The sequence below is a fragment of the Aeromonas sp. QDB17 genome, assembly GCF_027705305.1.
GTDB lineage: Bacteria > Pseudomonadota > Gammaproteobacteria > Enterobacterales > Aeromonadaceae > Aeromonas > Aeromonas caviae.
In genome coordinates this window covers 139,292-165,923 of sequence record NZ_JAPDBP010000008.1, presented here as the reverse complement: position 1 = coordinate 165,923, position 26,632 = coordinate 139,292, and the positions used below count along the sequence as shown (strand labels likewise).

The window sequence follows — 26,632 nt, the reverse complement described above, 5'->3', positions numbered from 1 at the left end:
CGTTTTGTTATCCGGTTTGAAGCCGTATGACCACTCCCTTTTGTGGGCAACTGTCAGGTGAATACCATCTCCATACATACAGGTTACAATGCCCCAACCCAAAATAAGGCACTGTCCCAATTACGTGTTGAAAGGCTAATCTGGCAATAGGCTTAACCATCCCCTCATATAAGCCAAGCGTGGCGCGGCTTCTGAGCGGATGGTTAAGGTCAGACCCCCTACAGCATGTTCAAGAAGAGTCTGAAATTGATACCGAAGGAAGTGCGCACTAAAGTAGCGTAATCAAGACACCGGTTTGAGGCCGGTGTCAGGTGATAACTAGATCTGTACACTTTGACTTTTATATAAATTAACCATTTCATCATCAAATGTATCTATGCTGTTAAGGGCATTGGGATACATCTCTTTTGCTTTTCTCATAAAATCTACCCAAATTTCGATTGCGGGTTTCATCATTTCCAGTGCTTTTTCTTCTTCTTTAAACAAGTAAAGAATAGAACTCAGCATAGCGAACATATAATTCATTGAACCGTACAACATTTGCGCTATTATTCTATTTTTAGTTATAGATATTTGAGAAAGATAACCAAAATGCTTTAGCATCAATTGATTTATCTCATTTCTAGATGAAAAATTACGTTGCCATTCATCTATTATCTTCTCAGCAACATGATTGAAAAAATCAACATCAAGCAATGTATTAAAGTCCTGCGCTGGTAGCACTAAGGGTGAACAGAGACTGTTCGTTATTTCATGCAAGATAGCTGACTTATCAATGGGCTGATGTAATCCGATGTCATTGGCATGAACGGCTCTAGCCCCTAATATTTTGGCACCATCACTACAGTTGGCACAATGTACATCTTTATTTATGGCTAATACACCTTCAATAATATATCTCGAAGTATCGTACATCGCATTACTTATGACAAGACCACCAAAATTACCCTCACATTGCCGTTCATCATTGCTACACACTAACTCAGTCAAGATCTTAGCATTTACTTCATTATTATAATATGCACTAGACTTAGCGTGATGGTGATTTTTATCCTTATAACCATTATCCAAACCAAACAGATATAGGTTTTTAAAACCAAGCTGGATAGGTGCATGAACCCCTATATTTCCAACAAAGGGATTAACTGCCTGCCAAGCGGAAAAATCTTTAGCGACAGAGAAATATGTCTGACATAGCATCCCCCCTGGTTCATTGCTCTTGAACGCAAGAACCGTTTTCTTGAACAGGGTTGCACAGTCTGGATGAACGACATCAGTGCTCAAAAACAAAATATCCTGTAAGTATTCAGGGTCATCCAGATTTACCATGAAATCATAGATTGATTTGGTACGTTCAATTTGAACTTCTATGTCTGGCTTGATCCCATGCTTATGCAAAGCAGATATCGCACTACCACAAGATATCAATATAGCACGATCTTTATTCGCTTTAATAATGGGTAGTGAATCATCTAGCGATGGACCACTACCAATGATAAATACCGGAACTCTTTGGTATTTTTGAGAAACATTTTTATTTTTCTTAAAAAATGGTACTCCACGTTCAATATTACGCATAGAGTGGGACAATGCGATCAGGTTATCATCAAAAAAACCCCACCCCATCACTAACAGATAATATTGCTGATGTATAACTTTCATCAGTTCTTTTATTTCATTGTTCTGATAGCCCCACATAGTGAAAGCATTTGCAACCAAGAAAGATCCTCGAGAACTAACCGCCGACGAAAAATCTCTGACTATACTTTGTTCATCCTGCCCTAACAGAATGTGCAACCCCAGATTCTCCTGATACAAATAAGCCAGCAATGGAGCCCAGTCGAAGCAAAACAATGATGCATAAAATAAATCCAAGTCTGGCTCAAACAAAAACAATGTGCTAATTTTGCAACGCTCATAAAGATAACCAAGGTGATAACCCAAACCGACCCCAAAGATCAATGCGCAGGGTACTTGGTCTGGTACTTTATCGAGATGTTCTGCCTGTAATGATATTTTATCCTTATAAATATAAAGATTGTTGAGGTGTTCAACATGAATAGAACCCATTGGATTCGCTTCCTGGCGGAAGGAAAATTTTGACAATACACCCTTATCCAGGAATTCAGCCACAAGTGTCTCACAGCTAAGATAGGGTTCAGCACCATAAACAACTACATCATCATCAAGCCACACCAGATTGGGCTGACCATTTTCAGTACAGAAGAATTTAAACGGGCGGGCAGGATGATAGGCCTCATACATGTCGGCGATATGGGGAATATATTGGCGAAACGCCGCCATATTCTGTTCAAAACGCAGCGGTAGTGCAACTGCCATGGCGGCTTCCTGCTCGGCTTGCTGCTGCAGTCGCTGCGCCTCCTGTTCGGCTTTTGCCAGAGTCGCATTCAAATTGACTAACATCAGAACTCCTTTCTGTTCATTCGATACGCTTGCCCAGCCTTATTGGCTTTACCAACTTGAGCCAGCTGTTTAAATACGACCTGATGATGACTGGAAGCCAGGGCTTGCTGACGCGTGTCCTCGATGGCAAGGGCGGCTGCCAGGGTGGCGACGGACTGTCGCTGCGCCGAATCCCCTCTGGCCAACTGTACCATGTTGTCTATCAGAGCCAGCCGCTCATCCATGTACTGTAGGGCCTCTTCATATTGCTGTTGCTCCAGCAGCGCGTCTATCAGGCTGACATTGTCCTGCAACGCCGCTTCAAGGGCGGCGAGCTCGCTGCTCACAGCTCACCCAGCTGTTGGCGCATCTGAAAACCTTGTTGCTTCTCTGCCTCGGGCAGCTGATCCCAGGCGGATTTGATCGTCACCATCAGGTTCATGACCTCCTCGAGGGGAGCAACATCCCGTGTCAAGCTGGCATCCCAGATCCGCTCATCCATATAGGCATAAAGACCGTACAAGCTTTCGGAGATGTCGCCCTGACTCATATCGAGCGCATCTTGCAGCCCATGCAACAAGCCCTGCGACTTGGAGACGGCAATGGATTTGGCCTCCATGTCTTGCCGTTCGATGGCGCCCTTGGCCTGTGCCAGGCGCTCGAGAAAAACCTGCATCATCAGTTGAATGACACGATGCGGATCGGCAACTGCCAAATCAGCCGCTATGCTGGTTGCCTTATATGCCTTCATATTACGGTGGTACATAAGATGAAACCTCGAAATATCACACTCAATTATCTTTTATTTGCAATGCAGACAGGGCGGATGCCGAGTTGTTCATTTTAACCAACAGGGCATCTAGGCTGCCGTATTGGGCACGCAGCGCCGCCTCATATTTCACCAACTGAGCATTGGAGGTCGCTTCTTTCTGACCCAAGCTACGCAGATCAGAATTCAGAGTATCAGTACGCTGCGCCAGCATGCCTCCTGACTTGGTATATTCTTTGAGCCCCTTGCTCAGAGAGCCGGCAAGGCCTTTCTCGTTACCAAACAGAGCGACGACCTGATCGAAGTTCTTGTCGACCGCTTCCCCGAACTTTTCCTTGTCCAGGGAGAGTTTTCCCTTGTTATCCATCTTCATGCCGATCTCGAAAATCGTCGAATAGATCGAACTGCTCTCAGAAGGGTTGACCACCAGATTGCTCATAAAGGTGTTGATGGCCCGCGTCGTGGAATCCCCAGCCAAGGCACCTCCGTCATCCTGTTTCACGCCCCCGACGAAGCTACTGCGCTTGCCGAGTGTCCCTATCTTGTCCTGCAAGGAGTTGTAGCCATCGACGAACTGCTGTACCAGCTCCTGAATAGAGGTCTTGTCCGTCGTAATGTCCACCTTGTTGGACTTGAGATCGCCATTGCTGTCCTTGTCCGACACCCGCAGCACCGTCAGCTTCAGATCCTGAATGGTGTCATCGAAGACATTGGTATCACTCTTGAGGACGTTGCCATCGACCACGATCTCGGCACTGCTCGCGGCTTGAGTCTGGCTCATAGCACTGCCTGCGGTGCCGGTCGAGAAGATATCCAGCTCGGCATTATCGCCTGTGATGGCCAGGTCCTTGCCATCGCCCGACACACCCGAGTCGATGATGAACTTTGCCTTGCCGTCTGCGGTATTGACGATGTTGACGCTAAGGCCGAAGTTGTCGCCACTGCCGTTGATGCTCTTGCGGATATCTTGCAGGGTGTCCCCCGCTTTCACATCCACTTTGAATTCTTTGTCACCCGCCTTGAACGTCAGCTGGCCATCCTGGGTGATTAAGGGGGCCGTCGAGTTGTCAAACACCCCTTCCTGCCGGCTCGACTGTGCCAACTTATTGACGGTAATGTTGTATTGACCATTGGATCCGCCACTCTTGCTCTCCATCTTCAGCACAGGATCATCTTTATCTTGCGTGATCTTGATGGCCCGTTTGTTGAACGCACCTGGAGCACTCAACTTGTCGAGGATGTCGGTGAAAGCGGAGATAGAGGACTTGAGCTGACCTATGCCAGACAAGGTGATCTGGGTACTGTTTCGTTTGGTGATGATCGGCTGCTGCAACTGGGCCTTCTTGGCCTCCACACTCGCTGAGATCACACTTTCAAGCTGGAGCCCAGACCCAGCACCCGCAGAGGTAATCGCCATACATCCTCCTGTGTATTAACTTAAAAAATAGGGTCAAACCTGGCCATCGAATAACAGACCCGAGAGGTTGACACTATCGTTCCCCCCCTGCTCCATTGCCTGTAATCTCTTTTTCATCAAGAGGACCTCTTCACTCGGGATCTGTCGGATCACCTGCCTGGTATCGGCATCTATCACCTTGATCACGGGCTGATCGAGCTCAGGCACCAGACTGAAGTTGATGGTCCACCCCCTCACCCTGCTCAAACTGTCCAGCCTTTCTTGCAATTCTTGGGCCTGCTTCTCTAATTGCACCTTCTCCGTGCGTGATGCTGACGCCTTGATATGCGCTGATGGTTCCTGCGATTTCTTGGTTATCGGCTCGACACCTGTCTGTTCGACCACGTCCCCCCCACCAGCGACTGGCGGAGAAACAGACATGGCGGCCTGAGGGCCGCCATGTTGAGTTAGCGTCGAAGTAACAGAGGGTATGGCTATCGATTCATTTACCATCTGCTGCTCCTTCTATCAGTCAGTGGCTGTTGGAGATTCTGGCTTAACCCAGCAACTGCAGGGCTGACTGCGGACGCTGGTTGGCCTGGGCCAGGATGCTGGAAGCCGCCTGTTGCAGGATATTCTGCTTGGTCATGTTGGCGGTCTCGGTAGCAAAGTCCGCATCACGGATACGGGAGCGCGCGGCGCTAACGTTTTCCGAAATATTGGCTTGGTTGCGGATGGTGGAATCCAGACGGTTTTGCACCGCACCCAGTTCGGCACGCTTGCCATCTACCACTTCCAACATCGAGTCCACCGCACCCAACACAGCTTGGGCAGTACTCTGGGCCGTAATATCAATAGAAGTAGCGCCAGCAAAAACTGTCGCTGCCGCCCCACCAGCTGCAGTCGAAATACCAGAGATACTGAATCCGCCAGCTTGGCTCAGACTGAAGCCGATAGTCTGGTTGGCATCCGCCCCGACTTGGAAGGTTCCGCCATAGGACCCATCCAGCAGCTTAGTGCCGGCGAAGGTAGTGTCTTGAGAGATACGATTTATCTCGGAACCCAACTGATTTACCTCTTTTTGCAGAGCTTCGCGATCCTTGGTGGAGTTGGAGCCGTTGGCAGACTGCTGGGCCAGGGTACGCATGCGTTGCAGCATGCCGGTCACTTCGTCCATGGCCCCTTCCGCGGTCTGTGCCAGAGAGATGCCATCATTGGCGTTGCGGTTGCCCTGATCCAGGCCGTTGATCTGAGAGGTCAGACGGTTGGAGATCTGCAGGCCCGCCGCATCATCCTTGGCGCTGTTGATGCGCAGACCGGAGGCCAGACGGGTGTAAGAGGTATCCATAGACTTGCTGGTATTCATCAAGTTGCGCTGGGCGTTCAATGATGAAGTATTGGTATTGATAAACATGGCCATAATAGATTTCTCCTGATGAACAAGAAACTGCGGGCCCTGCTTGTTTCATATAGTCAAGGTCCCACCATTCAGATGGACAGATTGAACGGTCTGCCCCATCTGGCGAGTCCCCTGTTTGAACGGACAAGGGACCCGCAGTTGCGCAAATGTTGGATTTCCGAACACCCCTCAATTTGCTTCACTCTCTGTAACGGCAGCCCCATCAGAAGCTTTAGGAAATTTATTGCCGCATTCATCAGCAGAGAGGCAATATCTCTCCGCTTACAGCCCTGTGCTGGATAACTCGATTCTTTTAACTTGAGGTCGGAATGGCGTTGTTTCCCCAAATCAACAATCAAGCATCAACTGCCCGAGCCCTAGTTGATCGCAACACTCGGGGCTTTCTGACAGGTAGACCCAGGGTATTGAGTTTGTTTATGGCGCTTACATACGCCATGACTTCTCCCACTTGGCCGTTATAGTTACGCAGACTGATTTTCCCCGCCAGCAACTGCTTGAACCGATACATCGCCGTCTCTGCCAGCGAGCGACGGTGGTATCCCGACATCTTCTTCCTGTGCGCCAGCCCCTCCTTGCGCATCACCAGCACAGCCTCATTTCTCAGATGTCCCTTTTCCCATTACCCCGCGCTCTTGCGAGGCGGGATACAGGCTGTAACCCCTTTGTGCGCTATCAGCTGATGGCTGGCTTTGCTGTCATAGGCGCCATCCGCATAAACATGTCCCAGCTTGCGCCGCAGTGGATTGAGCAAGGTCGGCAACGCCTCGGCATCATGGACATTCTCCAGCGAGACTTGTGCCGCCACTATATCGTGGGTCACCGGGTCTACCGCCAGATGTAACTTGCGCCAGACTCGCCGCTTCTCAGCACCATATTTTCTGACCTTCCACTCGCCTTCACCAAATACCTTGAGGCCAGTGGAGTCGATAAGTCGGTAATGCGTCCCTTTCGGATCTGTCGATAAGCCACCGTCACCGAGCGTGCTCGCTTGCTAACACAGCTATAGTCCAGTGCGTACAACGGTACATTCATCAACTCGAACAGGGAGTCGAGTAGTCCCTGGGTTGCTCGCCGAGTGAGGTTGAAAATCTCCTTGAGCATCAGGAAGGTACAGATGGTCTGGTCGGTGTAAAGCTGACTGCCGCCCCGCCGCCCATGATGGTCATGGTGAAACCAGTTGCTCATGGCCTCGGCATCAACCCAGAAGGTGAGTGAACCACGGTTAATCAGAGACCTGTTGTATCTTGGCCAGTTGGTGATGGGGTGAAGCGACATGCCCATTATGCAAACGTGAAGAGGATGGTGGTGATCAGATCACCAAGTCCTTAGTTAGTTCCATTCAAGCTGCATCGATTTGGGAAACAACGCCGGTCGGAACCTGTTCAAAATTCAACACAGGAACATTCTTGATATGGCATGGTTTATGCCTAGCGTTCTTGAGCTGCCAGTTTTTCGGCGCTCATAAAAAAGGCCGACAATGTCGGCCAAAGAAGAGCTTACGCTCAGGAGAACAACCTCGAGGGTGACAGAGTGAACGATCTGGGCAACACTCGAGGGGTAATACCAATAAGAGAAACTCTCTTTCGATAGAACAAGGCGTAAATCCGAACACCCCATTGTTCCATCTTGCTTACCAGGGCGGCCTGAACAACCGCCCTTTTCTTTTTCTTGCAATCAGTCAGCTTAGCCTTGCAGCAGGGAGAGCGCGGACTGCGGACGTTGGTTGGCCTGGGACAAGATGCTAGAGGCTGCCTGCTGCAGAATGTTCTGCTTGGTCATGTTGGCGGTCTCGGTCGCAAAGTCCGCATCGCGGATACGGGAACGAGCTGCAGAGACGTTTTCCGAGATATTGGCCTGGTTACGGATGGTTGATTCCATTCGGTTCTGTACCGCCCCCAGTTCTGCGCGCTTACCATCGACAACTTCCAACATCGAGTCCACCGCACCCAGCACAGCTTGGGCAGTACTCTGGGCCGTAATGTCAATAGAAGTCGCGCCAGCAAAAACTGTCGCTGCCGCCCCACCAGCTGCAGTCGAAATACCAGAGATACTGAATCCCCCTGCCTGGCTCAGGCTGAAGCTGATGGTCTGGTTGGCATCCGCACCAACCTGGAAGGTGCCACCGAAGGAGCCGTCCAACAACTTGGTACCTGCGAAGGTGGTTGCAGTGGAGATACGGTTGATCTCGGCACCCAGCTGATCCACTTCTTTTTGCAGGGCTTCACGATCCTTGGCGGAGTTGGAACCGTTGGCGGATTGTTGAGCCAGGGTACGCATGCGTTGCAGCATACCGGTCACTTCATCCATCGCCCCTTCAGCAGTCTGAGCAAGGGAGATGCCGTCGTTGGCGTTGCGGTTGCCCTGGTCCAGACCGTTGATCTGGGAGGTCAGACGGTTGGAGATCTGCAGACCTGCCGCATCGTCCTTGGCACTGTTGATGCGCAGGCCAGAGGCCAGACGGGTGTAGGAGGTATCCAGGGATTTGGTGCTGTTCATCATGTTACGCTGAGCGTTGAGCGATGAAACGTTGGTATTGATATACAGACTCATGATTTTTCTCCTAAGCCATTAAAATTTAACTTTAATTCACTCAGGCTTTATTGTGTTTTGTGCCTGATATGTTTAGTTAACGGCGCCTTTTCACAAGACTTTAATTTCTTTTTTCTGCCTTTCTGGCAGTAATCGCCGCCTAACCTATATATCGGCCTCTATTCCTCACCCTTGAGAAAAAAATCGGGATTTTTTGTCACCTGACTGCCTGCCCCCCGGGCCATAGTGGCCACAGCCCGCATCAGACAAGGCGGGAGCGTGATCTTCCCCCAGCCTTCAGAAACCGGCGCTGGCTCCCACTTTTGCACGCCAGCATTGCTCATCCCCACACCTTGCCCCTAAAATCGCCGCCCCATCATCTATTGGACGTGAGTTGTTCTCCATGCAGACACTGGTTGAGCAGATTGTTTACATCAGCGACATGTTTGGTACTGCGGTATTCGCGTTTTCGGGCGTACTGGTGGCGGGCCGCCTCAGGATGGACGGTTTCGGTGTCATGGTGCTGGCGGCGGTTACCGCCATCGGGGGGGGCACCATCCGTGACATGATCCTGGGGGCAACCCCGGTCTTCTGGGTACGCGACCCCCTCTATATCTGGGTGGTCATTACCACGGCGCTCATCGGCATGTGGATGGTCAAACTGCCCCGCCGCATGCCCTGGTATGTGCTGCCGGTGGCAGACGCCTTCGGGTTGGCGCTCTTTACCGTGATCGGGGCACAAAAAGCCCTCAACTTTGGTACATCGGGGCTTATCGCCGTATTGATGGGCACCATGACGGGGGTTGCGGGCGGCATGATCCGTGACGTTCTGGCCCGGGAAGTGCCCATGGTGCTGCAAAAGGAGATCTACGCCACCGCCTGCATTCTGGGCGGCATCCTCTATACCTTGTCGCTGGAGGTCGGGGTAGACAGGGTCAGCGCCATGCTCATCAGCATGCTCGGGGTGTTTGGTCTGCGGGTGGCGGCCATCTACTGGCACCTCTCCCTGCCCACCTTCTCGCTGCAGCGCAACTGAGAAGCCTCAGAGTGGGCGAGATCCCATCCCGGCAGGGACAAGATTGAACCAAGCCGGCTTTTCTGTTGTCATACAGGGGTCGTTTCAAGCCGGAAAACCTCATGCAAAAACTTGGGCTCATTACCACGCTTGTTCTGATGATGGTGGCAGCGGCTCATGCGGGGGCACAGGCCCTGTTCGGGCGTCTGGCATCCACCCCGGTGCAGCAGTTCAACCAGCAGATCCGTCAGGCGAGCAGCAGTCAGCAAGGCTGGGTCAACGACTATCGCGAAGTGGCTCGCCGCTTCGTCGGCCATAAAGATGTACCCACCCGTATCCATGCTCAACAGCTGGACAACGATCTGGTGCTCTCGGTGGCCCTTGATGGCCAGCGTAGCGACATGCTCTACATCCTGACCCTGTTTCGCAGCAACAACCTGTGGCAGATGCGTCAGGCCGAGATGGGCTGGCGCTGTCAGGGTCAGGAAACCTTCACCCCGGTCCCCTGCCCCTGAGCGTCTACCTTCATCCGAGTGAAATAAAAAATCCGGCGCCTTGGCCGGATTTTTTATACGCGTCTTGCCGTCACATCACGGACGGTAGACCTTGACGTTGGCAAAGCCCTTCTCTTTCAGGTAAAGCGCCTGCAGTTTGCTCATCACGCCACGATCGCAATAGAGCAGGTAGGTCTTCTCTTTCGGCAGGTCACCAAAGGCGGTGGCCAGCTTGAAGAAGGGGATATGCATGATCTCGCGCCCTTCCACCACCAGCGGCTTGTCGTCATGCTCCTCCATGGAGCGAATGTCCAGGATCACCTCGTCGTCACCGCTCTCGGCGGTGGTCTCCACCTCCTGCACCTCGGCGGCGGTCTCTTCACCGATGCGACGAATGTCGAGGTAACGGGCCTCAGCCACCACCTTGTCCAGAATGGCAAAGTCGAAGTTCTCCTCTTCCGCCTCGATGCGGGAGAGCTCGGCCTTCACGGTCGGCTTCTTGGAAATCACGCCGCAGTACTCCGGCATGGTCTCCGCGAACTCCAGGGTACCGATGCGGCGGGCTTCGCTGATGATGTCCGGCTTGTCCCAGGTGATGAGCGGGCGCAGGATCACCTTGTCGGTCACCCGGTCGATGACGTTCAGGTTGGTGAGGGTCTGGCTGGAAACCTGGCCAACGCACTCGCCGGTCACCAGGGCCGGGATCTGGAACTCGTCGGCCACCTTGGCAGCGGCACGCATCATCATCCGCTTGAGCACCACCCCCATCTGGCCGTTGTCGATCTTCTCGAGGATCTCGGCCACCACGGGCTCGAAGTCTACCGCGGTGAAGCGCACCCGGTGGGAGGAGCCGAAACGGTTCCACAGGTGATAGGCCACCTGCTTGACGCCGATCTCGTGAGCAGCCCCACCCAGATTGAAGAAGCAGTAGTGCACCCGGCAGCCGCGCTTGATGAACTGGAAGGAGGCGACACCCGAGTCAAACCCGCCGGAGAGCAAGCTCAGCACATCTTCCTGGGTGGCGATGGGCATGCCGCTCAGCCCCTGGTGGATGGCGCTGACGATGAAAAGCTCCTCGCCATCGATCTCGAGGTTGATCTTCACATCCGGGTTCTTGAGGCGCACACCGTTGCTCACGCAGTGCTGGTTCAGACCGCCGCCCACGTAACGTTCAATCTCCAGCGAGGAGAATTCGTGTTTGCCGTGGCGCTTGGCACGCACGCAGAAGGTCTTGCCCTCGAGCTGATCACCCCAGACGGCTTTCACCTGCTCGAAGATGTCGTGCAGGTCGGTAAACTTGCTGGCCTGCACCTCGAGGAAGGCCTGAATGCCGGGAATGCAGGCCAGGGCTTCGATGGCCTGCTCGCGGAACTGGTCATTACGGGAGCTCACGATCAGCTTGTCCCAATCCATCCGCACCCGGGCATCGTCGTCGAAGCGGCGCAGGACATTGCGGATATTGCCCTGCAGGATCTTGATAAAGCGCTGGCGAACCGACTTGCTCTTGATGGTGATTTCAGGGAACAGCTTGATAATGAACTTCATGGTAATGACTCGGGTGGCCTTGATTTAAGGGCGCGAATTATATCAGAACTTTGTGACCAGCGCCTACTGCATGAGCGGCCGCTCACATTCCCCCACGCAAAGTTTGCCGCATCCGGGCAATCATGCGTATATTCCCACCCCTGCATCCTGGCAACACAGCATCCATGAAAACCCATATCTACTACCCCGGCATGGAGGTACGCGACGAGCTCTGGCTCAAGTTTGCCCTGCTCTATCTGGAGCGGCTCGCCTTCGTCTTCACCGTCAGTGAAAAGAGCGGTCTCACCGCCCTGCTGGAGACCCTGCGCCAGCAAACCGACCTGCTGGCCGAGCCGCCACGACCCGCCTTCTTCGCCCATATCACGCCCCAGGTGGAGAGCCAGATTGCCGGCCTGGTCGCCCCCGACTTCGTGCGTCACAAGGTGTTTGGCAACAGGGAGCTCATCGCCCGCTGGCGTTCAGCCCCCAACCACGACTGCTTCTGCCCGGCTCAGGCGGGACTGGAGCGGCTGCACGGGTTTTGTCTGGCCCACGGCTTTGCGACGCAGGATGAAGGGGGGATCAGAATGGCGCGCCGCTTTGCCAACCTGCTCTCCATGCGCCTCGCCCGTGAGTGGGCACTCGCCAATGACGGCGCCCTCATCACGGATCACGACTATCTGGATCGGCTGCTCCACCTGCTTGAATCCCGCTACCACAATCGCGGTGGTCAGGATTGCTTCCACCTCGAGATCCCGCTGCAAGTGCCCACTCACCTGGCCGACATCCCGTTTGCAGAGCTCATTGCCCTGCGGGGGCGAAGCGGCTTTCGTCAGCAGCTCGCCGAGTTCCATCAGTCCCTCGATGCCCTGCTCGCCATGCTGGGCAGCGGCTACGCCGAACCCGCCGTGTTGACCCGCTTCGAGCAGGCCCAGCAGGGGTTCACACCCTTGCTGGGACCCGAGACCGTCACCCTGCCGCTCACCACGCTCGTCAGTACTGGCTTACCGGCCATGGCGATGATCCACCACCTCAAGGGGAGTCACCCACAGAGCGACCTGGTGTTTCATCCCATCAAGAAGAGCCACTTCCACCAGCGCAAGAGCCGGCATTTCTTCACCCGGCTGGGGCAGGTCAAGCCCTGACTCCCTGCCTCTGCCGGGGAATCGACAATCCACTGACGGCATCGGGACCATCACCGATGCCGTCAATATTCTGGCGCTCACCACGCCCTCAGGAGGGGTTTTCCAGCCGAAACTCGATGCGATCGCTGTTTCCCGCCTCATCCACCACCACCAGCTGATAGCGGCCCGCCTTGCTCACTACTTGATCCCCGTCCCAGCGCAGCCGCTGCCCGTTGAGAAACCATGCCGGCTTGCCGACACCGCCCAGCACCCTGGGCTGCAACCGATAGCGCTGACTGCGGATAAGGTTGCCCTCCCCCAGCGCTACGATACGAATGGGGGCCTGCTGCTCGGCGCTCTGCCCCTCCCCCGCGCAGCCCCTGGCAAGCAGCGCCTGACGCCGCTCGCCCGGTGAGCGCCATGGCTCCAGCGACAGCGGCCAGAGCGCTCTAAAAGCGGATTGTGCCGCATCGTGGCAGCGGGTCAGCGTCGGCTTGCCGTCGACAGTGAGCGCAATCTGGCGCAGCGGCGAGGGCCAATCCATGGGGTCCGGCAAGGTGGGAGGGTCGCGCCCTTCCAGCAACCAGGCGCTCTGATGCTGCAAACAGGCCTCAGGCAGGGTCGCGCTCGTCTTGCGCCCCAGCGGCCAGCAAACTTCGGCCTCGCTCACCGTGTTGGGTTGTGCCGGCAGGGGACTGTTGTCGGCCAGCCGCGAATAGACAGAGAGCAGCAGTGGCACTGCCGCACTCTGTCCATAAAAGCCGGGCATGGGGGTGCCATCGGGGCGCCCCAGCCAGACGCCGATGGTCCAGCGACTGGAGACCCCCATCGCCCAGCTGTCGCGATAGCCATAGCTGGTGCCGGTCTTCCAGGCCAGTCGGTTGACCCGGCCGGTCGCCTCACTGGCAAAAGGTTGATCTGCCCGTCCCTGGGCACTCAAAATTTGCCAGATGATCCAGGCGGCCCCCGGGCTCAGCAAGGGGCGCGACACTGCCCGCTGCCCCGCCAGCCAGACCGGCATCGCCACCTGCCCCTGCCGGGTCAGCGAGCTGTAGAGCGCCACCAGCTGCTCGAGCCGAATGCCCGCCGCCCCGAGCGCAATGGCCGGATTGGGCTTGTCGGAAAGAGCCAGCCTCACCCCGGCGTTGTCGAGACGGCTGACCAGTTTGTCGGGCCCCAGCGCCTCCAGCACCTGCACCGCCGGCACGTTGAGGGATTGCTGCAGCGCCTGGGCCAGGGTCACCGGCCCCTGAAAGGCGCCGGAGAAGTTGGCGGGGCGATAGTCCGAGCCCAGCCTTGGCGCATCGGAGAGCAGGGAGGCCGAGTGCACCAACCCCTCGTCCATGGCCAGACCGTAGATGAAGGGCTTCAGCGTAGAGCCGGGGGAGCGGATCGCCTGCACCATGTCGAGGTAACCGTGGCGGCGCAGATTGCCATACTCGGCGCTGCCCACATAGGCGCGCACCGCCATGGTTCTGTTGTCGACCAGGAGCAACGCCGCTGAGGTCTGCTCGGGGAAGCGGCGGATATAGCTCGCCACCCGCCCCTCCAGCCAGCGCTGCAGATCCCCGTCGATGGTGGTATGCACCAGGGCCCCGGCCTGATGGTCGGCGGCGAGACGGGCAAACAGCGGCGCCTCCATCGGCGTGAAGTGACCGCGGGCCAGCACCGGCTCGATGCGTCCCTCCAGCCACACCTGTTCGGGCCAGACACCCTGCGCCACCAGCCGCTGCATCACCTTGTCGCGGGCGGCGCGAGCCCGTTCGGGATGCCTGTCCGGCCGGTTGCGGCTGGGCGCCTGGGGCAACACCGCCAACAGCGCTGCCTCGGCATGGGTCAGCTTGGCGGCGCTCTTGCCGAGATAGGCAAAACTTGCCGCCTGCACCCCCTCCAGATTGCCGCCAAAGGGCGCCCGGTTGAGGTAGACGGTGAGCAGGGTGCGCTTGTCATGGTGCCACTCCAGCTGCAGCGCACGGGCCATCTGGCGCAGCTTGCCGGGCACGCTTCTGTGGTAGGGCTCGATAAGGCGCGCCACCTGCATGGTGAGGGTCGAGCCCCCCGACACGGCGCGCCCGTAACGCAGCCACTGCCAGACCCCGCGCACCATGGCCACCGGATTGACCCCGGGATGACGCCAGAAATGGCGATCCTCGTAGCCGAGCAGCGCCTCGATATAGCGGGGGGAGACCTGCTCCAGGGTCACGGGGTAGCGCCACACGCCGCTGGTATCGGCAAAGGCGCGCAGCGGTCGCCCCTTCATGTCGAGCACCACCCGTGCGTAGGCAGGGTCGAGTGGCGGCGGCGGGAAGAGTCGATCCAGCGCCAGCAGCGACAGAAACAGGGCAACAACCGCCAGCACCGAACATCGCAGCCAGCGTGGCAGGTGACCAAGCCAGCGCCAGCAAGCGTGGCCAGTGCGACCCAATTTCAGCCAGCCACGCTGCCAGAAAGTGAGCGGGCGAACCCGCTCAAGGGAGGGTTTGTTACTCAGAGATACGCACCTCGTGGATATCCTCACCCACAGCCCGGATCTCGGGCCGGTACATATCCTCCACCTGGGTCGGCGGCACCTGATAGCGACCCGGCGTCACCGCCCGCATCAGGTAGACCAGCTGCTGGTTACTCCCGGCGCTCAGATCCAGCGCCGCCGTGTAACGGTCATCGCGAAACTCCTGATGCTTGAGGTAGTCGTTCCACTCGCTCTGCCACGCCGGTTTCCCCTCGATGGAGAGCTCTTCCAGCTTGATGCTGTTGCCAAGGGCCGGATTCTCCAGCTCGAAGCCGGCGGGCACCATCTCCACCAACAGGGCATCGGGCACCGCCGATTCACTGCTGACATTGAGCCGCACCACCACCAGATCGCCCACCTTCACCTTGGTCGGGTCAAAACGCTGACCGTCGCTGTTGAACCAGCTGCGGGTCACGCTCATTCCCATGCTGATCCGTGCTGGCGCCTGCTCGGGGTAACCGACCAGGGTGCGCTGCACATAGAGGGATCCCCTGCCCTCGTTGGTGACGGTGCTCGCCGCCAGCGCCTCAGGGGTGCCCTGCTGCAGCGGAGCCGAACCGCTCAGGGATCCACTGCCAAGAGAGGAAGCCACCCTGGCCTGCCAGTCGACGGCCGGATCGACGCGGGCGAGTCGCAGCAGAGCGAGCCGCTCCTGGGTGCTGAGCCACTGACGGTGAGCCAGGGTATCGGCCACCTTGGCACTGAGGGCCGGCCAGCGCTCCGCAGCCAGCTTGTGCTGGCGCAGCAGGGAGAGCTCAAGGGCCTGATCGCGCAGCGGCGAGCCGTAATCCCCCAGATAGTCGTCACCGCGCTCGGTCGCCAATGCCCGACTGAGGGCCTTGGCGGCGTTCTGCTCATCCCCCATGGCCGAGAGGGCCAGCGAGAGGTGGAGCAGCGGCAAACCGGAGCGGGCGTGATCAGCCTGCTGCTCCCAGATAAGGCGCAGGGTAGCGAGTGGGGCCTTGCCCACCCGGGCCAGCACATAGGCACTGTAAGCCTGATAGGCCAGCCGGCTGTGCTCGGGGGCACTGCTCCAGCGCTCACCATACTGACTGTCGGTGAGATAACTTTGCAGCCGGTTCAGCGCCTGATTGAGCATCGCCTCCGACACTGCGTCACCCGCCTCCTTGCGCGCCAGCAGGTAGTCGGCGGCATAGGCGGTGAGCCACTGCTCCTCGTCGGAGCGACCATCCCACAGACCAAAACCGCCGCTTGGCAATTGCAACCGCTGCAGCCGTTGCAGCAGGGCGCGCTGCACATCCGCCTCGTTCGCCGCTTTCTTGCCCTCTGCGGGTTTGCTCCATGCAATGCGCTCATCCGCCGTGGTCAGCAAGTAAGGCCAGGCACGGGACAAGGTCTGCTCCAGACAGGCGTAGGGGTAATCAGCCAGCGCCTGCCACTGGGCTACCGGATCCCAGGGGGGAGTGCCGGAGAGGCTGAGCAGCCCCTGCAGATTGGCGGGATCCAGCCCGGCCAGCTCAGCTGGCGCAAAAGCCATCTCTTGGCCGGGGGCCAGCATCTGGTAGCGCTGGCGAGTCTCGGCCGGCCAGGGGGATCGCAGCGGCAAAGTCCAGTCGCGGCTGATGGCAAAATCCTTGCCGCTGGCCGCCAACTGCAGGCTTGCCACACCGCTCGCCCCGGTCACGGTGAGCGGCAGAGTCAGCCACTGCTCTTCGCCATTTTTAAGGGGCAGGGTGCCGGGCAGCTCGCCGTTTGCTTTCAGCCCGCCGTTGAGGGTCCAGGCAAGGGAGAGGGTCTGATCCTCGCCGCTCATATTGCGCAGCTGCACCAGGGCCCGGGTCTCATCCCCTCTCGCGCCAAAGCGCGGCCAGCCGATCTCTGCCACCAGCGGCGCCACCACCTTGACGGTGCGCTCGGCCTCACCGACCTGCTGTTCGTTCCAGGCCAGCGCCATCAGCGCCAGCTCGCCGTTGAAGTTGGGCAGATCGAGCGGGATCACCGCCTTGCCCTGCTCGTCAAAACTCACCTCGCCGCTCCACAGTGCGGCTATTTCGACCCGGCTCTCCAGCGCGCCGCCCTTTTTCAGCGGCGCCCGGTCACCCCCATAGTTGAGGCGGGCCAGCTTGCCATCCTGCGGCGGGATCACCTGACCGTAGTTATCGAACAAATCCTGGGCGAAGCGCTTGCGACCAAAGAAGATCTCGAATGGGTCGAGCGGCTGATAATCGCTGATGTTGAGCACACCCCGATCCACCGCCGCCAGCACCACACGGCCCTGACTGTTGGGGGTGGAGGTGGCGGTCACCTCCAACCGGGTGAGCGGCACCGCTTTGTCCGGCGCACTCAGGGTGAGCGGCAGACGGCGCGCTTCCCGGTCCAGGGTGAGCGGCACCAGCCCGACCGAGCGCAGGCTCTGCCCCTGCTGCTTGCCAGCCGGTTTGGAGGCGCGGTCTGGCGCGGCGATCTGGGCCGAGATATGCAGGTCATGACGCTGCCACTCGGGGCTGACCGGGATCTCGAACTCGCCGCGGGCATCCTTGGCATCGCCACCGGCCCCCTTGAGCTCGATACGCTGCCACCAGCGCAGGCCGTCGCCATCTTCCACCAGCAGCAAGCCCTTACCGGGGCGCGGCGCCACCAGGGTCACTTTGGCCTTGTCGCCCGCCTGATAGGCGCGTTTGTCGAGGGTGATGGCAATCTTGTCGGGCCGCGCCTGCTCCCCACCGCCGCCCCAGGCGTAACTACCTATCTCCACCCGCAGGCTCGATTGATGGCCCTGACTGTTCTCCACCTCCAACCGATACCAGCCCGCCGCCAGTTGCAGCGTGAGCGGGGTCGGCCCCTTGCCATCCAGCTGCAGGGTCTGCTCCTGCTCCAGATAGGGCTGGCTGTTGAATTCGTACTTCCACCCCTCGCCATCGGCGTAGTGCCAGTAGTAGTCGCGGTACTCGTTGATAAGGCGCACCTTCACCGCCCCCGCCACCGGCTGGCCTTGCTTATCGAGGTTGAGGATCTGGAAGGGGAGCGGCTTGCCCCCCTCTACCCGCTCCGCTACGAAATCGGCCTTGAGTGCCGGCCACTGGCTGTCTGCGGGCCAGCCATACTGGGTGCGGCTGCGATTGACGGCGCGGCCACCGGGCTCGGCGAGCGACACCCGATAAGCCACCTCCAGCGGCCCGAGACCGCGCACCCCATCGAGCTCATCAGCAAGCGAAAAAGTCCCCTGCCCCTGCGCATCCAGGGTGAGATTCAGCGCCTCGAGATCCTTGGCCTGCTCGGCGAGCAGCACGTCACCCAGCGTGAACTCCTGCCACTGGGTAAAGGGCATGGTGGCGCGGCTGATTTTTACCTCCGCCTTCGCCTTGGTGGCACTCGCAGGTGCGCCGTAGAGATAGTCCCCTTGCAGCGGCAGCGTCAGGGCGGCGTCCAGACTCGTCACTTCCCCGTCCGGCCCCTTGCCAAGCTGCAGTTTCAGCCGCTCCGGCAGAAACTCCTCCACCAGAAAAGGCCACTCGAAGCGGCTACCGGCGGCAGTCTTGAGGTTGATGGTCCAGCGCCCGAGCGGCGCATCATCCGGCAGACGCAGGCCGTAGTGGGCCGCGCCCAAATTGTCCGGCAGCAGGCGCTTTTGTTCGAGCAGCTGGCCGTCCGGCTGTTTCACCTCCAGCTCCACCGCCATGCCCGGCAACAGCTGGCCATCCTGCCCTTTTAGCAGGATCTCGCTGTCGAGCCGCTCGCCGGGGCGATAAAGGTCGCGCCCGCTGAACAGATAGAGCTGCTGAGCCTGCCAGGGCTGGGTGCCAAGATCGAAGGTGGAGAGATCGAGGGCCGCGCCATCGAGGCGCAGCACCGCCAGATGCTTGCCCTGCTCGGCCAGCAGCAGGCGAGCCCCCTGCACCTGATCGAAACGGCGATGACCTTGGGGATCGGTGGTTTGCACCTGCAGCCGGTTGCCCTTCTGGTCGAGCAGGGAGAGCTGTACATCCTTGAGGGGGTCGGCGCTGGCCAGGGAGCTGACGAACACCTCCAGCTCATCGCGGTAACGGCGGGCACTGAGCCCCATGTCGCTCACCGCAAAATAGGTGGTCTCCTTGCGCCAGTCGTAGTTGCCAAGGGGCGACATCACCGCAAAGTAGACGCCAGCCTCCGCCAGCTGCGGCTCCTTCACATTGATGAGGCGGGTCTCGCGCCGGTTGGCATCGAGCTCCAGCGCATAGCGGCCGCTAAATACCCGCTTGGCCCGCTGGGTGATCTGTTCAAGCTCCCAGTTGCCCATGCCGGCACCGGGGCGATACTCGGCCAGGAAACGGGGCAGATACTCCGCATCGACCCGAAAGAAGTCGATATTGACCTCGTCCACATTGACCGCGCTGATGGGCAGGCGCAGCTCGTCGCGCAGCGGCAATACCATGCCGCTGGCGGTAAAGGAGGCCCCCGCCTCCAGCGGCCGGGTCTTGAGGGTCCAGCTCTGGGGGGATGGGCCCAGCCCCGCCTTGAGGCTCACCTCGTAGCTTTTGTCGGGCTGAACGTTCGGGAAATAGAGGGTGCGACCATCGTCGGCCAGGATCCACTCCCCCTGCACCTGCTTGCCCCCTTCACTCACAGAAAGCCAGCTCTGCCAGTTTGCCTTGGGCGCCAATGGGCCGGAGAAGACCAGGGCCAGCGCCGGGGCATCGCGGTATTGGCGTGCATTGGCCTGCACCACGGAGGCGGGCGCTCCCGCCTCCTGCCGGGCCATCGGTTCTGTCGTCGGCACCTGGCTGGCAGGCTTGTCGGGGCCGCAACCAGCCAGCAGCAGCGCCGCCAGCCAGGCCACACGGGGAAGACGAGTCACGGGGCAGGAGAGAGAGAGGTGCATGGTGTTCATCCCGGGTTGGATCGCCGCAGCGCAGGAGCCAATAGAATAAAGCGTCGCTCCCGGGAACACCAACTGCCATGTCGGGCGGCATCGGCCCCTGATGAAGAAACGGGCCACTCACTGGAGTGGCCCGTTTGCATACAGAGTGATCAATCGGGCCATGTCAGCCTGGAGGATCTACTCGGCGATCACCGTCTGCCAGGTCTTGAAACCGCCGGAGAGGTTCTTGACCCGAAAACCGTGCTGGCTCAGCAGGCGGCAGGCCACGTGACCCCGCAGTCCCACCTGGCAACTGATGAGCAGCTCTTTATCCCTGGGCAACTCATCAAGACGGCCACGCAGCTCGTCCAGAGGAATGTGCATCGCCCCCGGAATGCGCCCCAGCTTGTCAAGTTCGGGGCCGTTTCGCACATCCACCACCTGCTGATGGGGGTGGCGAGCCTGCACCTCGGCTGCGTGGCAGAGCAGGGAGTCCCCCTTCAGATGGTTGCTCGCCACGAACCCGGCCATGTTGATCACATCCTTGGCCGAGCCAAAGGGCGGCGCATAGGTGAGCTCCAGATCCTGCAGATCAAACACAGTGAGACCGGCGCGCTGGGCCACCGCCAGCACGTCGATGCGCTTGTCGATGCCATCCTTGCCGATGGCCTGGGCGCCGTAAATCTTGCCATCGGGGGCAAACAGCAGCTTGAGGCTGACCGGATGGGCGCCAGGATAATAGCCGGCGTGGCTGCCCGGGTGGACATAGACCTTCTCGAACGGCAATCCCAGCTGCACCAGCCGCTTCTCGTTCAGCCCCGTGCTCGCCACCGCCAGATCGAACAGCTTGCAGATGGCGGTCCCTTGCGTCTTCTTGTAGGTTTCGCTTCGCCCCAGCATGTTGTCGGCGGCGATGCGCCCCTGCCGGTTGGCGGGGCCCGCCAGCGGGATCAGCACGGACTCGCCGGTGACGAAATCGGTCTCCTCCACCGCGTCCCCCACCGCGAAGATGCAGGGATCCGAGGTGCGCATGCCCGCATCCACCTTGATGCCGCCCCGCGGTCCCAGCACCAGCCCCGCCTTGGCGGCGAGCAGAGTCTCGGGCTTGACGCCGATGGCGAGGATCAGAAGGCCGGTGTCGAGATGAGAGCCGTCGCTCAGGGTCAGGCGCAGTCCACCCCGCTGGGCGGTCGCCACGGCGGCGGTCTTCTCGGCAGGCACCTCCAGGCTCTCGATGGCAGCGAGGCCGGTGCGCAGGCGAAGATCGACCCCCTCTTCGCGGATGCGGGCGTGGAGCAGGTTGGCCATCTCCTTGTCCACCGGCGCCATCACCTGATCGGAGAGCTCAAGCAGGGTGACAGCCAGCTTGCGCTGGTGCAGCGCCTCCATCATCTCCAGTCCGATGAAACCGCCCCCCACCACGGTGACGTGGCGGGGCTTGTCGTGCGCCAGCGCCGCCAGGATGCGATCCATGTCGGGAATGCTTCGCAGGGTGTGTACCCCCGGGCTGTCGATGCCGGGGAAGGGAGGCCGGATGGGGGCGGCGCCCGGGCTCAGCAGCAGCACGTCGTAGGCTTCGCGCCGCTCTTCGCCGGTGAGCAGGTTGCGTACCAGCAGGCTCTTGCCGACCCTGTCTATCTCGATGACGTCGTGAAACACCCGCACATCCACGTTGAAACGGCGCTTGAAGCTTTGCGGCGTCTGCAGCAGCAGGGCATCCCGATCCGGGATATCCCCCCCGATGTGATAAGGCAGACCGCAGTTGGCGAAGCTCACGAACTCGCCCCGCTCGAACATCACGATCTCCGCCTCTTCGCTCAAACGGCGGGCACGGGCGGCGGCGGACGCCCCCCCGGCCACACCACCCACAATCAGGATCCGTTTCATCTGCAAGACTCCACTCAACAGGAAATAACCAACAAATTAGACTTATCTAATTTAGAACTCAATGAAATTTTGTTTGCCACGGATTTGCAGTATTCTTGCCCTCCGACAATTGCTCAACAGGATAGTGTCAGTTCATGTCGTCTACCGCGCTCAGCCATCTTCCGACCGCCAGCCAGGCGCCCCTGTTTTTCCGCCTGGATACCCGTAGTCAACGGCTGGTCGCCCTGACCGATGTGATGCAGACGCCGCTCCACTGGCTCGACGAGCCCCGCAGTGCCTGGCCGGCCCAATTGCCGGACGCCCTGCGCCAGCCCATCGAGCAGCGGCTGGCCAGCGGCAAGGGGGGCAAGCTGGTGCTGCGCTTTGACGCACTCCTCTGGCATATTTCCCTCTCCCACGAGCAGGACGCCTTCTGGCTCATCTGCCTGCAGACCCAGTCCCAGGAGAGTGCCGCCAGCCTGTCCCTGCAACTGCCGCGCCTGAGCCAGATGGCCAGCCAGCAGCAGTATGACGCCATGCTGGAGAGCCTCAAGGAGTGCCTGGGGGCCGATCGCCTGATCCTCTGGCACTACCAGGCCCATGGCGCTCTGGGCGGCGAGCAGCTGACCCCGGTGTTCACCCTGGGGGTGGACGCGCTCGGTGCCATTCGCGGAGACAGCCGTTACATCCGGGCCCTGCGCACCCGGGGCGCCCTGAGCTTCTCGGAGGCAGCCCACCAGCCCATGTTGAGCCAGCACTACTATCTGGCCGATGCCAATGTCTGCTCCCGCCTGGACGGCGCCTTGCTGGAGCAGGAGAAGCTCATCGGCGTGCTCAGCCTGGAGTATGCCGAGAGCACCCTCATCAGCGATGACACCCTGCAACTGGTGCGTCATTGCGCCCGCTTGCTCGGCCACTGGCAGCCGGGCCCCGTGGCGACCGACGCCCCGGACCTCGCGCCTCCCCCGGGGCTTGCCAACCTGACCGGCAACGATTACTGCCGCGCCCTGCTGCGCTGGGCCATGGGCCTGAGCGGTGCCCACATGGGCTGGATCGGCGAGTTTCAGCCTCGCGGCCAGGATCTCTGGCTCATTCCCCGCTGCGTGGTGGAGGGGGATACCTTCGCCGTCGTCAAACCCATGCCCATGGACATCGGCCCGGGCCGGGAGATCTTCCAGCACGGGCAGAGTCTCTACGTGGAAGATCTGGCCCTGCGCTATCCCCAGTCCAGCCAGCTGCTGGCCCTCGACGCCAAGGCCTATGTCGGCATCCCCTTCCCGGGGCCAAACGGTCTCCCCCTGGGGCAGCTCACCCTGCTGCTCGCCACCCCTCTGGCCGATCCCGCGTCCCTGCTGGACGTCCTCTACGAACAGCGCGAGCGGGCCGCCAGCGAGTTGCAGCGCCTGGCCAATGACGATGCCCTGCGCCTGGCCGAAGTGGCCTTCAACACCCACGACGGCCTGCTGGTGATGGATCACGGGGGCATCATCCTCAAGGTCAATGCCTCCTTCAGCCGCATCACCGGCTTTGCCAGCGAGGAGATGCTGGGCCTGCACATTGATGCCCTGAGGCCCACCTACTATGGCGACACCCTCAAGGAGGAGGTGATCGCGGCGGTCAACCGGCAGGGATACTGGCTCGGGGAGGAACAATGCCTGCACAGGGAGGGACACCTCTTCCCGGTGCGGCTCATGGTGAGCGGGGTCAAGGACGAGGAGGAGGAGATCAGCCACTTCGTCTGCAGCTTCCACGACATCACCCAGGAGAAAGAGACCGCCCGCCACATCGAGCGCCTCGCCTACTACGACGACCTGTGCGATCTCTACAACAGGCGCAGCCTGACCGACATCATGCAGCGCACCTTGCAGGCCCCGAGTGGTCAGTGGGGGGCCCTGCTGCTGCTGGATCTGGACAACTTCAAATCCATCAACGACTCCCTCGGTCACGCCTGCGGCGATCTGCTGCTCCAGGCCGTGGTGGTGCGACTCAAGTCCCTGCCCCAGGAGAACCTGGTGCTCGCCCGCACTTCGGGTGACGAATTTGCCCTGCTCTTCACGGCACTGGGCCAGGGCTATATCACCGCCAAGATCCTGGCGGAGCACTTTGCCCGGGAGCTGATGGGGATCTTCCGTGCCCCCTTCGACATCGGCGATCACAAGCTGCACTGCAGCGCCTCCGTGGGGATCAGCCTGTTCAGCGATGACGACAAGGATCACCTTGTCCTGATGCAGCAGGCCGATACCGCCGTTCACATGGCCAAGCGCGCGGGCCAGGGCAACCATATCTTCTTCAGTGAAGCCATGGCGGAAAAAGAGAAGAGCAAGCTTTCTCTCAACAACCAGCTGCGCGATGCCCTGCGCAACAACGAGCTTGTGCTGCACTACCAGCCCCAATACCGGGTCGACAACGGCACGCTCTCGGGCATAGAGGCGCTGCTGCGCTGGCAGAAGGCCGACGGCACCATGGTGCCACCCGGGGAGTTCATCCCCATCGCCGAGGAGACCACCCTGATCCAGGAGATAGGCTACTGGGTGATGAAGACCGCCTGTGCCCAGTACAGCTTCTGGCTCAACAACGGTCTCGCCATCCCCCATCTGTCGGTCAACGTCAGCGCCCGCCAGTTCCACACCGCCGGTTTCGTGCAGCAGGTGGAGTACATACTGCGGGACACCGGGGTGCCCCCGTCGCGCCTGCTGCTGGAGATCACCGAGTCCGTGGTGCTGGAAAACCGGCTGGAGAGCATCGCCAGGATCCGCCAGCTCAAGGCCCTCGGCCTGCTCATCTCCATCGACGACTTCGGCACGGGCTACTCGTCCCTGGCCTATCTGCGGGATCTGCCCGCCGACGAGGTGAAGCTCGACAGAAGCTTCATCCAGACCCTGGTCCACAGCGAACAGGACAAGGCCATCGTCAAGGCCATCCTGGATCTCGCCCGGGTGTTTCGTTTCACCGTCACCGCGGAAGGAGTGGAGGAAGAGGAGCAGCTCGCCGTGCTCAAGGCCCTGGGATGCCAGCATTATCAAGGCTTCCTCACCAGCCGGCCGCTCCCCGTCAAGGCACTGGAGAGCCTGCTGGGTGCCACCCCTGCGGGCTAAACTGGTAGGATTTATAGGGCTTTCTGTCATAAAATAACGACCGCTCGAACCTTGTCCGCACCATTGGAGTCGTCTATGTCAGTCATTAACCGGATCCCCGCCGTTGAATCCAAGGGACCTGCCACCCCCGGCACGCAGCGGATCCCGACCGTTGAAGCCAGCGACACCGGCACTACCGACATCATTGGCCGGATCCACTCCGTCGAGACCTGCGGGACCGTCGACGGCCCCGGCATTCGCTTCATCGTGTTCATGCAGGGCTGCCTGATGCGCTGCAAGTATTGTCACAACCGGGACACCTGGGACACCCAGGGCGGCCGCGAGGTCACCGTGCCCGAGCTGATGAAGGATCTCACCAGCTATCGCCACTTCATGAATGCCTCCGGCGGTGGCGTGACCGCCTCCGGCGGCGAGGCCATGCTGCAGCAGGAGTTCATCGCCGAACTGTTCACCGCCTGCAAGGCACAGGGGATCCACACCTGCCTCGACACCAACGGTTTCGTACGTCACTACGACGAGCTGCTCGACCGGGTGCTGGACAACACCGATCTGGTGCTGCTCGACATCAAGCAGATCAACGACGAGAAGCACATCCCCCTCACCCACGTCAGCAACAAATACACCCTGGAGTTCGCCCGCTACCTGGCCTCCCGCGGCCAGACCATGTGGATCCGCTACGTGGTGGTACCCACCTGGTCCGACGATGACGAGAGCGCAGAAGGACTCGGCCAGTTCATCGCCGAGCTGGGGGAGTGCGTCGAGAAGGTGGAGCTGCTGCCCTACCACGAACTTGGCAAGCACAAGTGGGACGTGCTGGGAGATACCTATGATCTGGTCGGCATCAAGCCCCCCAGCAAGGAGACCATGGACAGGGTCCAGGGCATCCTTGGCAAGTATCACCCCAACGTGAAGTATTGAGACAGGAGGCCGCCCGGCAGAGGGCGGCCTCTTTTCATTGCGCTGGCGTTCGCCACGGCGCCATCACCGACAGCCGCATCCGGGGGAACCGCTCATGAGTGAAGGACAAGTCGCCGCCCTCCTGCTCTGGCTGGTGCTGCTCGCCTTCAGTCTGAACGCCTCCCTGCTGCGCACCCTTGGCGCCCACCCGCTCTATCAGCATCTTTGCCTCGGCGGCGCCATCGTGCTGGTACCGCTGTGGACCTTGCGGGCCGGGTTGCACGAGGGGCTCGAGATCCACTTTCTCGGCCTCACCAGCCTCACCCTGTTGCTGGGCTGGCGCCTCGCCCTGCTCGCCCCCTGCCTCACCCTGCTGCTCCTCGCTTACTTCGGGGTCATCCCCCTGGCCGACATCGGCTGGCAAGCCCTCATCGGCGTTGCCCTGCCGGTGGCCACCAGCTGGCTGCTATTTCTGGGGAGCTGGGCCTGGCTGCCTCGCCACCTCTTCGTCTATCTGTTCGTGGCGGCATTTCTCGGGGGGGCGCTGAGCATTTCGGCCAAGGTGATCGCCAGCGCCTTGCTGATGGGGGTGAGCGGCACCTACTCCTGGCACACCATCAGCGCCGACTACCTCTCCATCTGGCCGCTGCTGCTCTTCCCCGAGGCGCTCCTCAACGGCATGACCATGACCCTGCTCGCCGTCTATCGCCCCCACTGGGTCAACACCTTCTTCGACAGGGAGTACCTGGGGCGCTGAGCCTGCCCGTGGTCCATAAAAAAAGCCCGCGGTTGC

At 59.6% G+C, this 26,632-nt stretch carries 17 protein-coding genes and 1 pseudogene; 6 read left to right on the top strand and 12 right to left on the bottom strand.

Features of this window, described 5'->3' with window-relative positions; genetic code table 11:
* Positions 1–318 precede the first annotated feature (318 nt).
* The 8 genes and pseudogenes from OKC41_RS09255 to OKC41_RS09220 form a co-directional block, all read right to left on the bottom strand.
* Entirely contained in the window at positions 319–2,424 is a 2,106-nt protein-coding gene (locus OKC41_RS09255; protein ID WP_270671917.1) for a 6-hydroxymethylpterin diphosphokinase MptE-like protein, read from the bottom strand.
* On the bottom strand, positions 2,424–2,750 hold the full coding sequence (locus tag OKC41_RS09250; protein WP_270671916.1) for a hypothetical protein: 327 nt from the start codon (positions 2,748–2,750) through the stop codon (positions 2,424–2,426). The genes OKC41_RS09255 and OKC41_RS09250 overlap by 1 nt, the downstream gene beginning before the upstream one ends.
* Entirely contained in the window at positions 2,747–3,169 is a 423-nt protein-coding gene (gene fliS, locus OKC41_RS09245) for a flagellar export chaperone FliS (RefSeq protein ID WP_201894830.1), read from the bottom strand. The genes OKC41_RS09250 and fliS overlap by 4 nt, the downstream gene beginning before the upstream one ends.
* A 25-nt stretch (positions 3,170–3,194) precedes the next feature.
* Complete coding sequence (gene fliD / locus OKC41_RS09240) at positions 3,195–4,589, bottom strand: flagellar filament capping protein FliD (protein WP_201894831.1); 1,395 nt, start codon at positions 4,587–4,589, stop codon at positions 3,195–3,197.
* 33 nt (positions 4,590–4,622) lie between these two features.
* Positions 4,623–5,081, bottom strand: coding sequence for a flagellar protein FlaG (locus OKC41_RS09235; RefSeq protein ID WP_234922299.1), 459 nt, complete (start codon positions 5,079–5,081; stop codon positions 4,623–4,625).
* A gap of 43 nt (positions 5,082–5,124) precedes the next feature.
* Positions 5,125–5,988 carry a flagellin gene (locus OKC41_RS09230; protein ID WP_201894832.1) on the bottom strand — a complete coding sequence of 288 codons (864 nt, stop codon included), beginning with the start codon at positions 5,986–5,988 and terminating at the stop codon, positions 5,125–5,127.
* A 334-nt stretch (positions 5,989–6,322) separates the two neighbouring features.
* Positions 6,323–7,269 (bottom strand): annotated as a pseudogene (locus OKC41_RS09225) (IS5 family transposase).
* A 402-nt stretch (positions 7,270–7,671) separates the two neighbouring features.
* A complete protein-coding gene (locus tag OKC41_RS09220; RefSeq protein ID WP_201894833.1) occupies positions 7,672–8,538 on the bottom strand; it encodes a flagellin in 867 nt (288 codons plus the stop codon).
* Positions 8,539–8,920: 382 nt separating this feature from the next.
* On the opposite strand from OKC41_RS09220, the gene OKC41_RS09215 reads away from it, so the two are divergent.
* Positions 8,921–9,553, top strand: a complete 633-nt coding sequence (locus OKC41_RS09215) for a trimeric intracellular cation channel family protein (RefSeq protein WP_010674287.1) — start codon at positions 8,921–8,923, stop codon at positions 9,551–9,553.
* 101 nt (positions 9,554–9,654) lie between these two features.
* Entirely contained in the window at positions 9,655–10,047 is a 393-nt protein-coding gene (locus OKC41_RS09210) for a hypothetical protein (RefSeq protein WP_039038657.1), read from the top strand.
* Between the two features lie 75 nt (positions 10,048–10,122).
* Here the strand turns inward: OKC41_RS09210 and thiI are convergent, their stop codons facing one another.
* The gene (thiI, locus tag OKC41_RS09205; protein ID WP_039038656.1) at positions 10,123–11,571 is read right to left on the bottom strand and encodes a tRNA uracil 4-sulfurtransferase ThiI; all 1,449 of its coding nucleotides are present in this window, start codon (positions 11,569–11,571) and stop codon (positions 10,123–10,125) included.
* 164 nt (positions 11,572–11,735) lie between these two features.
* Here thiI and OKC41_RS09200 point away from each other — a divergent pair, with 164 nt between their 5' ends.
* Complete coding sequence (locus tag OKC41_RS09200; protein WP_201894834.1) at positions 11,736–12,695, top strand: hypothetical protein; 960 nt, start codon at positions 11,736–11,738, stop codon at positions 12,693–12,695.
* An 88-nt stretch (positions 12,696–12,783) separates the two neighbouring features.
* On the opposite strand, the gene pbpC is transcribed toward OKC41_RS09200, so the two are convergent.
* The 3 genes from pbpC to OKC41_RS09185 form a co-directional block, all read right to left on the bottom strand.
* Positions 12,784–15,192, bottom strand: coding sequence for a penicillin-binding protein 1C (gene pbpC, locus OKC41_RS09195; protein WP_201894835.1), 2,409 nt, complete (start codon positions 15,190–15,192; stop codon positions 12,784–12,786).
* The gene (locus tag OKC41_RS09190) at positions 15,158–20,002 is read right to left on the bottom strand and encodes an alpha-2-macroglobulin (RefSeq protein WP_234922300.1); all 4,845 of its coding nucleotides are present in this window, start codon (positions 20,000–20,002) and stop codon (positions 15,158–15,160) included. The genes pbpC and OKC41_RS09190 overlap by 35 nt, the downstream gene beginning before the upstream one ends.
* A 177-nt stretch (positions 20,003–20,179) precedes the next feature.
* Entirely contained in the window at positions 20,180–21,868 is a 1,689-nt protein-coding gene (locus OKC41_RS09185; protein WP_201894837.1) for an FAD-dependent oxidoreductase, read from the bottom strand.
* A 134-nt stretch (positions 21,869–22,002) separates the two neighbouring features.
* Between OKC41_RS09185 and OKC41_RS09180 the strand changes: the two genes are divergently transcribed.
* The 3 genes from OKC41_RS09180 to OKC41_RS09170 all read left to right on the top strand — a co-directional run bounded on the left by OKC41_RS09180 (position 22,003) and on the right by OKC41_RS09170 (position 26,596).
* On the top strand, positions 22,003–24,942 hold the full coding sequence (locus tag OKC41_RS09180) for a GGDEF and EAL domain-containing protein (RefSeq protein WP_270671915.1): 2,940 nt from the start codon (positions 22,003–22,005) through the stop codon (positions 24,940–24,942).
* A gap of 75 nt (positions 24,943–25,017) precedes the next feature.
* Positions 25,018–25,860, top strand: a complete 843-nt coding sequence (pflA, locus tag OKC41_RS09175) for a pyruvate formate lyase 1-activating protein (protein ID WP_010674272.1) — start codon at positions 25,018–25,020, stop codon at positions 25,858–25,860.
* Positions 25,861–25,954: 94 nt separating this feature from the next.
* Positions 25,955–26,596: an energy-coupling factor ABC transporter permease gene (locus OKC41_RS09170; protein WP_041215455.1), complete on the top strand. Its 642-nt coding sequence runs from the start codon at positions 25,955–25,957 to the stop codon at positions 26,594–26,596.
* Positions 26,597–26,632 lie beyond the last annotated feature (36 nt).

What these genes read in the sequence shown, in the direction of transcription:
- OKC41_RS09190 (WP_234922300.1), bottom strand. Translation starts at nt 20,002, where the DNA reads ATGCACCTCTCTCTCTCCTGCCCCGTGACTCGTCTTCCCCGTGTGGCC.
- fliD (WP_201894831.1), bottom strand. Translation starts at nt 4,589, where the DNA reads ATGGCGATTACCTCTGCGGGTGCTGGGTCTGGGCTCCAGCTTGAAAGT.
- OKC41_RS09215 (WP_010674287.1), top strand. Translation starts at nt 8,921, where the DNA reads ATGCAGACACTGGTTGAGCAGATTGTTTACATCAGCGACATGTTTGGT.
- OKC41_RS09235 (WP_234922299.1), bottom strand. Translation starts at nt 5,081, where the DNA reads ATGGTAAATGAATCGATAGCCATACCCTCTGTTACTTCGACGCTAACT.
- pflA (WP_010674272.1), top strand. Translation starts at nt 25,018, where the DNA reads ATGTCAGTCATTAACCGGATCCCCGCCGTTGAATCCAAGGGACCTGCC.
- OKC41_RS09185 (WP_201894837.1), bottom strand. Translation starts at nt 21,868, where the DNA reads ATGAAACGGATCCTGATTGTGGGTGGTGTGGCCGGGGGGGCGTCCGCC.
- OKC41_RS09180 (WP_270671915.1), top strand. Translation starts at nt 22,003, where the DNA reads ATGTCGTCTACCGCGCTCAGCCATCTTCCGACCGCCAGCCAGGCGCCC.
- thiI (WP_039038656.1), bottom strand. Translation starts at nt 11,571, where the DNA reads ATGAAGTTCATTATCAAGCTGTTCCCTGAAATCACCATCAAGAGCAAG.
- OKC41_RS09230 (WP_201894832.1), bottom strand. Translation starts at nt 5,988, where the DNA reads ATGGCCATGTTTATCAATACCAATACTTCATCATTGAACGCCCAGCGC.
- OKC41_RS09255 (WP_270671917.1), bottom strand. Translation starts at nt 2,424, where the DNA reads ATGTTAGTCAATTTGAATGCGACTCTGGCAAAAGCCGAACAGGAGGCG.
- OKC41_RS09200 (WP_201894834.1), top strand. Translation starts at nt 11,736, where the DNA reads ATGAAAACCCATATCTACTACCCCGGCATGGAGGTACGCGACGAGCTC.
- OKC41_RS09170 (WP_041215455.1), top strand. Translation starts at nt 25,955, where the DNA reads ATGAGTGAAGGACAAGTCGCCGCCCTCCTGCTCTGGCTGGTGCTGCTC.
- fliS (WP_201894830.1), bottom strand. Translation starts at nt 3,169, where the DNA reads ATGTACCACCGTAATATGAAGGCATATAAGGCAACCAGCATAGCGGCT.
- OKC41_RS09210 (WP_039038657.1), top strand. Translation starts at nt 9,655, where the DNA reads ATGCAAAAACTTGGGCTCATTACCACGCTTGTTCTGATGATGGTGGCA.
- OKC41_RS09220 (WP_201894833.1), bottom strand. Translation starts at nt 8,538, where the DNA reads ATGAGTCTGTATATCAATACCAACGTTTCATCGCTCAACGCTCAGCGT.